Here is a 12964-nt window from a genome sequence, read left to right as displayed (position 1 = left end):
TGGCAATCCGTTTCCCCGGCAAAAGGGACGGATTCCCACGAAAAACGGCCGCCCGGTGGGCGGCCGTTTTTCTCGGAATGACGGGTCTTTGTACGAGCTGCACATTTTGCAACAGCCCCATAAAATTTTTCCTCTTTTGGGGAACCTTTTTCAAAAAGTCCCGTCTATCCTTGTGACAACAAACTTGCAAGGAGGACCTTACCGATGAAAAAATTCGGCGCCGCCGCGCTGGCCCTGACTCTGGCCGGTTCCATGACCCTCCCCGCCCTGGCTGTGGAGACCCCCGTGCTTATCTCCGCCAAGGTGGGCTACTCCACCGCCATCACCCTCAACGGTGAGAAGCTGGATACCGCCGCTCTCCCCGCCGCCTCCGACTCCATGCTGCCCCTGCGCCTGGTGGCCGAGTCCGACCACGGCAACGTGTACTGGGACCAGGAGGGCAACGAGGCCTGGTTCAACTTCGGCCAGGACCGGATCACCGTGCAATTTGCCGATAACACCATTCTGGTCAACGACGAGCAGGTGAAGGGTCAGGCTGAGGTCACCGCCGGCGTGACCTATGTGCCCGCCAGCGTGCTGGCCATGCTGGACGGCTACACCGTCACCTGGGCCGACCCCACCGCTGTGGACATCACCACCCCCAACAACGACCCCATGGTCAAGCTGGCCTACTCCATCATGGAGAGCAGCGAGATGTTCGGCTCCCGCACCTATGAGGATATGCTGGCCGATGCCTACAAGATCCCTGTGGATGAATTTGAGCAGATCGTGGCCTTCTTCCCCATGATCACTTCCCCCGACACCGTCATCATCGGCAAGCTGGCGGATGGCGCCGACGAGAAGGCGGTCACCGACGCCCTGGAGGCCTACCGCAAGAGCCAGGAGGACACCTTCTCCTGGTACCTGTCTCAGCACCTGCCCAAGGTGCAGGACGCCCGCACCGTGATCGAGGACGGCTATGTGTTCTTCTTCATTGGTGAGAACGCCGATCAGGCCGAGCAGCTCTTCCACGACTTCGTGGCTGCTCAGGGCTGAACCTTCCAAGCACGAAACAAGGTCCCGGCTATGGCCGGGACCTTGTTTTTTGCACCGGCAGCGACTATAATGTGGAAAAAAGGAGGGATCCCCATGGAAGAACACACCCCCGTATCCGCCCCCCAGGCTCTGGAGGACCTGGAGGTCTGCTACCGGGATTTCATCGAGAAGCTGAAAAAGAGCAAGGCCTCCAGTGTGGGGGAGGTCATGGGCAATTTTTTCCGGTCCCAGGGCAATCCCCGGGTGTCCTATGCGGTGGAGGAGTTTGACGCCGCCATGACAGAGCGCCTGACCACCCTGACCGCCGTGCTGGAGACCTGTCCGGCGGAGGAGGCCTGCCGTCTGGCGGTCCAGGCCCTGGAGCTGATGCTCTTCTATCCCGTCCCCAAAGACAACACCGTGGCCTTTTCCCTGTCTGCCTTTGAAGGGCGGGCCATGGCCCTGCTGCCCTTCCTCCCCCCCGACAAGCAGCGGGAGATCGCCAGCCGCTATGCCAGGCGCACCACACCCCGGCAGATGCTGCCCAATCAGAAGAAGCTGTGGAAGGCCCTCTCCCAGTTCTGAGCAGTCGGAATATCTTCCAAAATTGAATTCATACAAGCCGCGCAAAATGCAGAAAAGCCCACTGCTTTGCGCGGTTTTTTCTGTTTCTCCCTGGATATCTTTCCACAAACACTATGCAGCCAGCAAATTGTTTTACCTTAAAAAAGAGTATATAGTTGTGATTGGAAAGAAGGTCCAGCAGGGCAGGGCGAGGAGGCGCCCCGCCCTGTTTGGCCTGAGCGCACCCTGAAGAGGAGGAAGAGATTGTATGAAAAAACGCATCTTGTCCCTGGCGCTGACCCTGGGGCTGGTGATGGCCCTCTGTCCCACTGCTCTGGCCGCAGGCAAGGGTCTGTCCAACTTCCAGAAGAGCGCCGCCTACACCGCCGGTACCTTTACCGACGTGCCTGCCAGCACCTGGTACACGGAAAACGTCAAGACCGCCTATGAGCTGGGTCTGATGAAGGGCACCAGCTCCGTTGCCTTCTCCCCCGACGGCAACATTACCGTGGGCTCCGCCATTGCTCTGGCCTGCCGGCTCCACAGCATCTATGAGACCGGCGGCGCCAACTTCATCCAGGGCAACCCCTGGTATCAGGTCTATGTGGACTATGCCCTCAAAAACGGCATCATCACCCAGGGCCAGTTTACCAACTATGACGCGGTGGCCACCCGCCGGCAGTTTGCCGCCATTCTGGCCAAGGCCCTGCCTGAGGAGGCTCTGGAGGAGAAAAACACGGTGGAGGACGGCACTATCCCCGATCTGACCGCCGGTTCCGCCAACTATGACGACATCTATCTTCTCTATCGGGCGGGCATCCTCACCGGCAGCGACTCCAAGGGCACCTTCGTCCCCGAGTCCACCATCACCCGCTCGTCGGTGGCCGCCATCGTCTCCCGCATGGCCATGCCCCAGCTGCGGCAGTCCGTCACCATGAAGGTGGTCCCCGCCACCAAGCTGACCATGAACCAGACCAGCCTGACGCTGGAGGAGGGCAAGACCTCCACCCTTACCGTTACCCCCTCCCCCGCTGATGCCACTGTCACCAACGTGACCTGGAAGTCCTCCAACACCAGCGTGGCTACTGTGGACAACGGCAAGGTCACCGCCGTGAAGAAGGGTTCCGCCACCATCACCGCCACCACCGCCAACGGGGTCAAGGCCACCTGCAAGGTCACCGTCACCCCCGCCCCCGTGGAGGTCACCGGCGTCTCCCTGAACAAGTCCACCATGAGTCTGGCGGAGGGCACCACCGGCCGCCTGACCGCCACGGTGAAGCCCAGCGACGCCACCAATGACAGCGTCACCTGGTCCTCCTCCAACACCAGCGTGGCCACCGTCAGCAGCGGCGGCACCGTCACCGCCAAGCGGGAGGGCACCGCCACCATCACCGTCACCACCTACAACGGAAAGACCGCCACCTGCAAGGTCACCGTCACCCCTGAGATCAAGGTCTCCAGCGTCACCGTGGACCCCAGCAGCCTGACGCTGGAGGTTGGGGACAGCGAGTACCTCAGCGCCTCGGTGTATCCCGCCAACGCCACCGACGACAGCGTGGAGTGGGAGTCCTCCGACACCAGCGTGGCCACCGTCAACTCCAGCGGCAAGGTCACCGCTGTGGCGCCCGGCTCCGCCCGGATCACCGCCACCTCCGAAAACGGCCGGTACGACTACTGCCGCCTGACCGTCAAGGCCTCCACCAAGCTGGACTTCTCCGTGCCTGAGCTGAACCACAACTACGGCCCCATGACCATCGTCTATCGTTCCGGCGGTACGGTCACCAACTTCCTGGTGAATGACTTCACCTTCACCAGCGGCAAGCTGCAGTTCGGCAAGGCCCGTCTGGAGGCCACCGCTCAGGGCAGCGTGGGCAGCGGCTCCCAGTACTTCTACGTCCGCATCAATCTGTACGACGCCAGCGGCAAGCTGCTGGACACCGACTACAGCTCCAAGAGCGTGGGCAACAATCAGGACTTCGCGGTAGAGATGACCTTCGATGTGGACCCCACCGCTCTGTCCCAGGCCGCCTCCATCGAGTTTGTCAGCTACTCCGGCGACAAGGCCGTGCCCGGCCTGGTGGAGCCCGAGACCCCCGATCCCGAGCCCGAGGTGGACCCGGAGAAGGAGGAGGCCATGGAGATCGGCGAGCGGATGGAGGGCTATTTCCAGAGCGGTATGAACCATCTGACTCCGGTGCAGGAGTACATGAGCAAGGTTCCCGCCTATTCGGAAAACCCCTACGGCGACTCCCAGTACGTCAAGTTCTCCATTGACGGCATCACCAGCTTCCAGTCCGACGTGGAGAAGGTCATCGAAAACTGCGGCGACAATTCCTATTGGTCCGGCGTCAAAACCCTGGCTGAAAATCTGTTGGAGGATGTGGAGGAGGCCGTCGCCCTGTTTGACCGGGTGGGCAACAGCTCCTCTCCCACCAGCACCGATATCTCCCAGGCCCGCAACTCCTACCTCTACATTCTCAAAGCCTGGAGCGGGGTCATGGACGCCTCCTCCAGCGTGGTCAGAGGTCTGTAATTTCAACATTTACTGAAAGGAGCTCTCTCCCATGAAAAAACGCATTCTGTCCCTGTTCCTGGCTGTGGGCCTGTCGGTATCCCTGCTGACCACCGGCGCCCTGGCCGCCGACGACGGTCTTTCCAACTTCAAGTCCGTCAACACCTACACCACCGGCACCTTTACCGACGTGCCCGCCGACACCTGGTACACCAGCAACGTCAAGACCGCCTATGAGATGGACCTGATGAAGGGCACCAGCGGCACCGCCTTCTCCCCCGACGGCAACATCACCGTGGGCTCCACCATTGCCTTGGCCTGCCGTCTCCACAGCATCTACAACACCGGCGCCGCCAACTTTGTCCAGGGTGATCCCTGGTACCAGGTCTATGTGGACTACGCCGTGAAGAACGGCATCATCTCCCAGGGCCAGTTCACCGACTACAACGCCGTGGCCACCCGCCGTCAGTTTGCCGCCATCCTGGCCCGTGCCCTGCCCGCCGAGGCCCTGGAGGCCAAGAACACCGTGGACGACGGCATGATCCCCGACGTGGCCGCCGGCTCCGACAACTACAACGACATCTACCTGCTCTACCGGGCGGGCATCCTCACCGGCAGCGACTCCAAGGGCACCTTCCAGCCCGAGACCACCATCACCCGCTCCTCCGTGGCCGCCATTGTCTCCCGTATGGCCAACCCCGCCCTGCGGCAGAACATCTCCCTCACCTATGTGAACCTGACCGGCCTGACCCTCACCGGCCTGAGCCTGGAGGCCGGCAAGACCGGCGCCATCTCCGTACAGACGGCCCCCTCCAATGCCACCGTCAAGTCCCTGACCTGGAGTTCCTCCGACGCCAGCGTGGCCAGCGTCAGCAACGGCACCGTCACCGCCCATAAGGCGGGCACCGCCACCATCACCGCCGTGGCCGACAACGGCGTCAGCGGCTCCTGCACCGTCACCGTTACCGCCGCCCCCGTGGCCGTCTCCTCTGTCACCCTGAACCAGACTACCATGACCCTGGACGTGGGCAAGACCGGCACCCTCACCGCCACCGTCCAGCCCGCCGACGCCGTCAACAAGAACATCACCTGGACCTCCTCCAACACCGCTGTGGCCACCGTGTGGAGCGGCACCGTCACCGCCGTGGCCCCCGGTACCGTTACCATCACCGCCTCCACCCCCAACGGCAAGAGCGCTTCCTGCACCGTCACCGTGAAGAAGCCCGCCAGCTCCGGTTACCAGTCCTACTCCCGGTTCGCCGGCGTGCCTGACTTCGGTCTGGTGATGGGCACCTACGCCATGGACAGCACCTATGATCCCTCCGACAACTCCGGCGGCTTCTTCTACTCCTACACCAGCATCAAGAACGCCGGTCATGGCGAGGACTTCGCCGAGCGTTATGACGCCGCCCTGGTGGCCAGCGGCTTCCGGTACATGGACAGCTTCGTCAATGACGACGGCGGCACCACCCTGATTTACACCAACGGCACCTACTTTGTTATGATGGGCGCCAGCGTGGCCGGCGGTGTTCCCGGCATTCTGATCGTAGTTACTCCCTAAGTTTACAATTCCATGCAAAAAGGCCCCGCTGCCAACGGCAGCGGGGCCTTTTGTGATTCATTACTTCATCAGGGAGCACACCAGCTCGGTGTAGCCCGCGGGGTCGGCCAGAGGCAGACCGGCAATGAGCTGGGCCTGGGCATACAGCAGCTGGGCGTACTTGGCGGCCAGGTCCTTGTCCTCGGCCACCGCCCGCTTCAGGGCGGCAAAGGCGTCCGAATCGGGGTTGAGCTCCAGCACCCGCTGGGCCTTCATGTTGTCGGCGTTGTCCGGGTCCATCCGCTGGAAGTACTTCTCCATCTCCAGAGTGATGGGGCCGTCGGTGGTGAGGCACACGGCGCCGCTCTTCAGGATCTTGGACAGGCGGGCTTCGTGGATGTCGCCCCCCAGGGTCTCCTTCAGGAAGTCCAGCACCGGCTTGTTCTCCTCCGCCTTCTGCTCCAGGGCGGCCTTCTCCTCGTCGGTCTCAGGCAGGGCGTCGTCGTCGTCCACCGACTTGAAGGCCTTGCCGTCCACCGCGCCCAGCACGTTGATCACGAACTGGTCGGCCTCGGCGGTGAGGTAGAGGATCTCGTAGCCCTTGTCCCGGATGCGCTCGGCCTGGGGCAGCTTGTCCAGCTTGGCGGTATCCTCGCCGCAGGCAAAGTAGACGTACTGCTGGTCCTCGGGCATCCGCTCCTTGTACTCGGCCAGGGTGGTCAGCTTGCCCTCCCTGGAGGACCAGAACAGCAGCAGGTCGCTGAGCAGGTCCTTGTGGACGCCGTAGTCGGCCACCACACCCATCTTGATCTGGGGACCGAAGGCCTTCCAGAAGGTCTCGTACTTCTCCCGGTCCTCCTTCTGGAGGCGGAGCAGCTCGGCCTTGATCTTCTTCTCCAGGTTGTTGGCAATAACCTTCAGCTGGCGGGTGTGCTGGAGCATCTCGCGGCTGATGTTCAGGGAGAAGTCCTGGGAGTCCACCACGCCCTTGACGAAGCGGAAGTGCTCGGGCAGCAGGTCGGCGCACTTGTCCATGATGAGCACGCCGGAGGAGTAGAGCTGCAGGCCCTTCTCATATTCCCGGGTGTAGAAGTCGTAGGGGGCGTGGGAGGGGATGTAGAGCATGGCCTTGTACTCCACGGTACCCTCGGCGGAGACGTGGATCACGCTCAGGGGGTCCTCCCAGTCGCCGTATTTCTCCTTGTAGAACTGGTTGTATTCCTCAGCCTTGACCTCGCTCTTGGGCCGCTGCCACAGGGGCACCATGGAGTTGAGGGTCTCCCACTCGTCATAGTCCTCCCACTCGGGCTTGTAGTCGTCGCCGGCGTCCTCCGGGCGAGGCTTCTAGCGGGACTTGTGCATGAGCATGACGATGGGGTAGTGGATATAGTCGGAGTACTTCTTCACCAGATCGGCGATGCGGTACTGCTCCAGATACTCGTCGTAGTGGTCGTCGTCGGTGTTGGCCTTGATGTGGAGCACGATGTCGGTGCCCACCTTGTCCTTCTCGCAGGGCTCGATGGTGTAGCCGTCGGCACCGTCAGACTCCCACTTCCAGGCCTGGCCGGCGCCGTAGGCCTTGCTGGTGACGGTAACATGGTCGGCCACCATGAAGGCGGAATAGAAGCCCACGCCGAACTGACCGATGATGTCGGTGGTATCCCCCTCGGCCTTCTCCTGCCTGGCCATCTCCTGCTTAAACTGGAGGGAGCCGCTGCGGGCGATGGTGCCCAGGTTCTGCTCCAGCTCCTCCTTGGTCATACCGATGCCGTTGTCGCTGATGGTGAGGGTACGGGCGATCTGGTCGGGGGTGAGGGTAATCTTCAGCTCCGACCGGTCCAGGCCCACCTTGTCGTCGGTGAGGGCCTTATAGGCCAGCTTGTCCATGGCGTCGCTGGCGTTGGAGATGATCTCCCGCAGGAAGATCTCCTTGTGGGTATAGATGGAGTTGATCATCAGGTCCAGCAGTCGCTTGGATTCCGCCTGAAATTCTTTCTTTTCCACGATGAATGCCTCCTGTATATGAAAGTGTTTTTAAAAACATAGCGTTAGCACTCAACTATCTTGAGTGCTAACGCTATCATAATCCTTCGTATGAAAAATTGCAAGGGGGTTCAAGAAATGTTTACAATTCCTCTCCCGGCGTCCACAGGGCGGCCCGGAGGGTCTCCACGCTGTCAAAGTGGCTCAGGGGGCCGTCGTCCGTCGGCTCTCCCAGCCAGAGCACTCCGGCGGGCTGGCCGCCGATGGTCACCAGATAGGTGGCCTGCCAGTCCAGGCCGTGGACCCGCAACTGGCTGTCCACATAGGCACCCCCGGCCAGCAGTTGGGGAGCCCGCTCGGGCGGATCGGTGCGGAAGGCCGCACCGATGGTGTAGGCCTTGGCATCCAGAGCAGAAGCCTGGTCCTCCTCCCGGAAGCAGGTCAGCTCCCAACTCACGAAGCCGCCTTCGCCGCCCACCTGCGCCAGTCGGGCATCGTAGTAGGCGTCGGTCAGTTCCCGGCAGGCGGCGTAGGCCTCCTGGTCGATGTCGTCCGGGGTATCACAGCTGGTGCGAATGAGCTGGTAGAGGGACTCATCCTCCAGGTGGACCTTGCTCCGGGGCAAATTGCTCCCGCCGAAGACCTCCACCACGTTTTCCTCCAGCTCCACCTGGAGATGGAGCGCATCATCCTCGGAGTAGGCCCCCTGATCCTTTGGGGCCAGGTAGCAATCCAGGGTCCATATGATGTCGGTGTCCGAACCATTGAGGGTGAGATCAGGATGGTCCACCGGGTGGGCCGCCGCGGCCCGGATAAGGTCGGCCAGCTGCTCCGCCTCCAGGGGATCGTTGGGCCCATACCAGCTCACAGAGCCGATATGCTCCCCCTCCAGCCCGGCCAGCAGCTCCAGCAGCTTGTCGGAGGCAGTATTCCGGTGGGACCGGATGTGCCAGTTCTCCCCGTCCTTTCCCAGGGCCAGTTCAATACGGGAGCCGTCCTCCCCCTCGTCAGTCCACAGCAGAGCGGTTCCGGCAGCCTCGTCCACCTGGCCTCCGGCGCACACAAAACAGCCAGGGCCAAAATCGCTGGTGAAGGTATACCAGGCGTCGAACTCCTCTAGATAGGGCACGCCGGAGGTGTCCAGATCGGCGGAGGTGATGCCGGCGTAGCGCTCCAGGGCCTGGTCCACCGAAGCGCGGAGGATGCGGTGGGTGGGCACGGAACCCGGCGAATTCCCCCAGGGGTAGCCGGGCAGGGCTTTCAGGGCATCGGACTCCGCCTCATCTTCGGCGCTCAATGTGCCGTCGCCGGGGAAGTAGTACAAAAAGTCAGCAAAGTCCAGATTTTTCACATCGTCATAATAACAGGTAAAGAAGCAGCTCACCGGGGCAACGTAGGTCACGCCGTCTTGCTCCACCAAGGGTGAGAAGGCCTCGTTGACCCGGTCAATCTCCTCCTGGGTTAGGGGGCGCGGCTCCGCCGCCGGAGAGGGGGATGCAGGGGGCGGTGTCTGTGCCGCGCAGCCGCACAGGGCAAGGGCCAGCAGCAGGGCAGGCAATACCGTGTGTTTCATAACAGTAACCTCCTTTTCTGCCTCCATCCTATCATGTTCCGTGGTACAGAGGGTTACAGGGCCGGTGCCAATGTGGAGACAAGGGGTTACAAAGCGCAAAAACGGAGCGGCCAAAGGCCGCCCCTATTTTCCAACACAGAACCGCTCGAAGATGCGGGCGGTGATGTCCTCCCGGATGTTGGCTCCGGTGAGCTCACCCAGGGCGGACAGGGCCTCCTCCACGTCGGTAAGGAGGGCGTCGGGGGTGATCCCCGCCTCCAGGCTCTCCTCCGCCCGGGCCACGCCCTCCAGAGCCCGCCGGGCGGCCTCCGCCTGCCGGGCGTTGGTGAGCAGTTCTCCCGCCCCTCCCACGCCCACCGTGGGGAAGAGTCCTTCCACCAGCTCTCCCAGCTTGTCCAGCCCCTGGCCGGTCTTGGCGGATACCGACACCACCGGTGGCATCTCCTCCACCCCCAGCACCGGCATGGGCTTGGAGGGCAGGTCGGCCTTGGTGCGCACCAGGATCACCGGCGCGTGGGCTCTGGCATCGGCCAGCAGGTCCCAATCCTCCTCCCCCAGGGCCGTGGAGCCGTCCCACAGCACCAGGGCCAGGGCGGCCTCCTCCAGAGCGGCACGGCTGCGTTCCACGCCGATGCGCTCCACGGTGTCCTCGGTCTCCCGGATGCCGGCGGTATCGATGAGCCGCAGGGTCACGCCTCCCAGCACGCACTTGGCCTCCACCGTGTCCCGGGTGGTGCCGGGGATGTCGGTGACGATGGCCCGGTCGTAGCCCACCAGGGCGTTGAGCAGGGAGGACTTGCCCGCGTTGGGCCGCCCCACCAGCACACAGGGCACGCCCCCGGCAATGTACTTGCCCCGCTGGTAGGTGGCCAGCAGGTCCTCCAGGGCGGTTCTGGCCCCGGTCAATCCGGCCTGGATGGTGTCCGCCCGGAAGGGGTCGATGTCCTCGTCAGGATAGTCCAGCACAGCGTGGAAGTGGGCCAGCAGGTCGGTAAGGCCGTCATAGATGGCCCCCACCCGGCGGCCCAGAGCGCCGGAGAGCTGACCGGCGGCCTGATGCACGGCGGCGGGGGTCTCGGCGTCAATGAGGTCGGCCACCGCCTCCGCCTGAGTCAGGTCCAGCTGCCCGTTGAGGAAGGCCCGGCGGGTAAACTCCCCCGGCCCCGCCTGCCGCACCCCCTGGGCAAAGAGGGCCTCCAGCCCCAGAGAGAGCACCGCCGGGGAGCCGTGGCACTGCACCTCCGCCGTGTCCTCCCCGGTATAGCTGTGGGGGCCGTGAGAGATGGTGGCCAGGGCCTGATCGATGACCTCGCCCCCCGGCCCCAGCAGCTCCCCCAGCACCAGATGCCGGTCCTCATATGCCGTCAGAGGTTTGCCCCCCAGGGGCCGAAACACCGCAGAGACCGCGGCAATGGCCTCCGGCCCGCTGAGACGGAGGATGCCGATGGCACTGGGAACGGCTGGTGTGGCGATGGCTGCGATGGTGTCGGACATGGTCTTTCCTTCCCGTCTCCCGCTGTGTGGAAACTTTGGCAATTCTGCCGTGGATTTTTCCCTTGACTACTTTTATGTCTACCGGAATATGCATAACGGTTGTTTTCCACCAGTGTGGACAAGTGTGGAAAACCCTGTGGATAATGTGGAAAACCCTGTGGGGCAACGCGCCTCCGCTTGCTTACCGTTTTTTTACATTGCATACCCGTCTGTATATGCCGTGTCAAAAGATTTTATGGCCCCATATTTTTTGTCAGGTTGTCAAAAAAATTGATTGGTTTTTGGGCAAGTCGGCACTTGCGCCGGGCAGGCGGGCATGATACCATTACCATATAGTAACCGTCTGCCGCGCATGGCCCCAGCCCTTGTGCGGCAGATCTTTTACGGTCTTTTTCCCACCAGACGGCGGGCCCGCTCCAGCAGCTTGGTGTACACCTCATCCATCTGCCATTCGTTGGTGATGGACAGCAGCTTGTCCGCCGGCAACCAGGCCACCCCTGTATTCTCCCCCTCCCGGTAATGGAGGGGGTCTGTCTCGTCTGCGGTCAACAGATAGGTGAGATTCAGGTGCTGATGGGAGGGCACCCACGCCCCCCGCTTCACATGGCCCCACACCGGCAGGATCTCCAGGGAGGCCAGCGCCGTGCTCAGGGGCCGGATGTGCTCCACCCCCGTCTCCTCCCGGGCCTCCCGCAGGGCCACCGACAGCAGGTCGGCTTCCCCGTCGGCATGGCCGCCGGTCCAGGCCCATACCTGATAGAGGTTGTGGTGAGCCATGAGCACCTTACTGGCGTCGGCGTTGACCACAAAGCCGGAGGCGGTAAAGTGGGCGATCCTGTTCTGCCGGGTCAGAAGGTCATCGGGGAACAAGCGCAGGTACTCCAGCATCATTTCCTTATCTCCAAGTTCCTGCTGGTTTTGTGGCACATAGGCCGCTATCTCCTCCCGGTACATCACTTCACCCTCTCATAGGTCACATAGCGGAAGGCCAGGCCCTCGTGGTCCTGCCACTCTCCCTCCTCGGTCACCTGCCACGCTGGGTCGGCGTCCAGGTCGGGGAAGAAGGCATCGGCGGGCCAGGCCCTGTCGATCTTGGTGATATAGGCCTTGTCACAGTAGGGCAGCAGAGCCTTGTACACGCTCTCCCCGCCGATGACGAAGGCATCCGCCGGGGCCGCCTCCAACAGGCTGTCCACATCGGCAAAGACCTCCGCCCCCTCGGGAGCGAAGGCGGCATTGCGGGACAAAATCAAGTTGCGCCGGTTCTTCAGGGGCCGGCCGCCGGGGAAAGTGGCCAGGGTCTTGCGGCCCAAAATCACGGCGTGGCCGGTGGTGAGGGCCTGGAACCGCTTCAGGTCGGCGGGGATGTAGCACAGCTGATCCCCGTCCTTGCCGATGGCCCAGTTCTGGTCCACCGCTGCAATGAGATTCATGGCATATCCTCCTTACACCGCCACCGGGATGGGCTGGTCCAGGGTGTGGAACTGGTAGCCCTCCAGCTTGAAGCTGTCCTTGGTGAAGGCATAGAAGTCGGTGACGGAGGGGTCCATCCACAGCTTGGGCGCCTGGTAGGGGGTGCGGGCGATGATCTCCTCCACCACCGGCACATGGCGGTCGTAGATGTGGGCGTCGGCAATGACGTGGACCAGCTCGCCGGCCTCCAGGCCGGACACCTGGGCCATCATGTGGACCAGGGCGGCGTACTGCATCACGTTCCAGCCGTTGGCGGTGAGCATATCCTGGCTGCGCTGGTTGAGGATGGCGTTTAGGGTCTTGCCGCTGACGTTGAAGGTCATGGAGTAGGCGCAGGGATAGAGGGCCATCTCGTGGAGGTCGTGGTGGTTATAGAGGTTGGTCATGATCCGCCGGGAGGCCGGGTTGTGCTTCAGGTCATAGAGCACCCGGTCCACCTGGTCAAACATCCCCTCGGTGTACTGGTGCTTCACCCCCAGCTGATAGCCGTAGGCCTTGCCGATGGAGCCGTTTTCATCGGCCCAGGCGTCCCAGATATGGCTGTTCAGGTCGTGGATGTTGTTGGACTTCTTCTGCCAGATCCACAACAGCTCGTCCACCGCGCTCTTGAAGGCCATTTTCCGGATGGTCTGGACGGGAAACTCCTCCCGCAGGTCATAGCGGTTGACGATACAAAATTTCTTCACGGTGTGGGCGGGGGTACCGTCCTCCCACCGGGGGCGCACCTCCTGATCGGTATCCCATACCCCATGGGCAAGAATGTCCTTGCAATTTTGAATAAACAGCTCGTCTGCTCTGCTCATCGCGTACC

9 protein-coding genes and 1 pseudogene are annotated in these 12964 nt (G+C 62.5%); 4 read left to right on the top strand and 6 right to left on the bottom strand.

Going from position 1 to position 12964, the window contains the following annotated elements:
- The first annotated feature begins 204 nt into the window (after positions 1-204).
- The 4 genes from B5E56_RS12360 (at position 205) to B5E56_RS15015 (ending at position 5651) form a co-directional block, all read left to right on the top strand.
- Positions 205-1035: a DUF4358 domain-containing protein gene (locus tag B5E56_RS12360; RefSeq protein WP_087390594.1), complete on the top strand. Its 831-nt coding sequence runs from the start codon at positions 205-207 to the stop codon at positions 1033-1035.
- Between the two features lie 93 nt (positions 1036-1128).
- Entirely contained in the window at positions 1129-1599 is a 471-nt protein-coding gene (locus tag B5E56_RS12355) for a hypothetical protein (RefSeq protein ID WP_087390591.1), read from the top strand.
- 247 nt (positions 1600-1846) lie between these two features.
- Entirely contained in the window at positions 1847-4111 is a 2265-nt protein-coding gene (locus tag B5E56_RS12350; RefSeq protein ID WP_087390588.1) for an Ig-like domain-containing protein, read from the top strand.
- Positions 4112-4142: 31 nt separating this feature from the next.
- On the top strand, positions 4143-5651 hold the full coding sequence (locus tag B5E56_RS15015; RefSeq protein WP_087390584.1) for an Ig-like domain-containing protein: 1509 nt from the start codon (positions 4143-4145) through the stop codon (positions 5649-5651).
- A 60-nt stretch (positions 5652-5711) separates the two neighbouring features.
- On the opposite strand, the pseudogene htpG reads toward B5E56_RS15015, so the two are convergent.
- The 6 genes and pseudogenes from htpG to thyA all read right to left on the bottom strand — a co-directional run bounded on the left by htpG (position 5712) and on the right by thyA (position 12956).
- Positions 5712-7634, bottom strand: a pseudogene (htpG, locus tag B5E56_RS12340) (molecular chaperone HtpG).
- A 121-nt stretch (positions 7635-7755) separates the two neighbouring features.
- Positions 7756-9186, bottom strand: coding sequence for a hypothetical protein (locus B5E56_RS12335; RefSeq protein ID WP_087390581.1), 1431 nt, complete (start codon positions 9184-9186; stop codon positions 7756-7758).
- A gap of 123 nt (positions 9187-9309) precedes the next feature.
- Positions 9310-10680: a tRNA uridine-5-carboxymethylaminomethyl(34) synthesis GTPase MnmE gene (gene mnmE, locus B5E56_RS12330; protein ID WP_087390578.1), complete on the bottom strand. Its 1371-nt coding sequence runs from the start codon at positions 10678-10680 to the stop codon at positions 9310-9312.
- Between the two features lie 381 nt (positions 10681-11061).
- Entirely contained in the window at positions 11062-11634 is a 573-nt protein-coding gene (locus B5E56_RS12325; protein ID WP_087390575.1) for an NUDIX hydrolase, read from the bottom strand.
- The gene (locus B5E56_RS12320; protein WP_087390572.1) at positions 11634-12113 is read right to left on the bottom strand and encodes a dihydrofolate reductase; all 480 of its coding nucleotides are present in this window, start codon (positions 12111-12113) and stop codon (positions 11634-11636) included. The genes B5E56_RS12325 and B5E56_RS12320 overlap by 1 nt, the downstream gene beginning before the upstream one ends.
- A gap of 12 nt (positions 12114-12125) precedes the next feature.
- On the bottom strand, positions 12126-12956 hold the full coding sequence (gene thyA, locus B5E56_RS12315; protein WP_087390568.1) for a thymidylate synthase: 831 nt from the start codon (positions 12954-12956) through the stop codon (positions 12126-12128).
- Positions 12957-12964 lie beyond the last annotated feature (8 nt).

Source organism: Flavonifractor sp. An112 (genome assembly GCF_002161085.1).
Classification (GTDB): domain Bacteria; phylum Bacillota; class Clostridia; order Oscillospirales; family Oscillospiraceae; genus Flavonifractor; species Flavonifractor avicola.
Note: the sequence above shows the minus strand (reverse complement) of the source record. Positions and strands in the feature narration are given on the sequence as shown.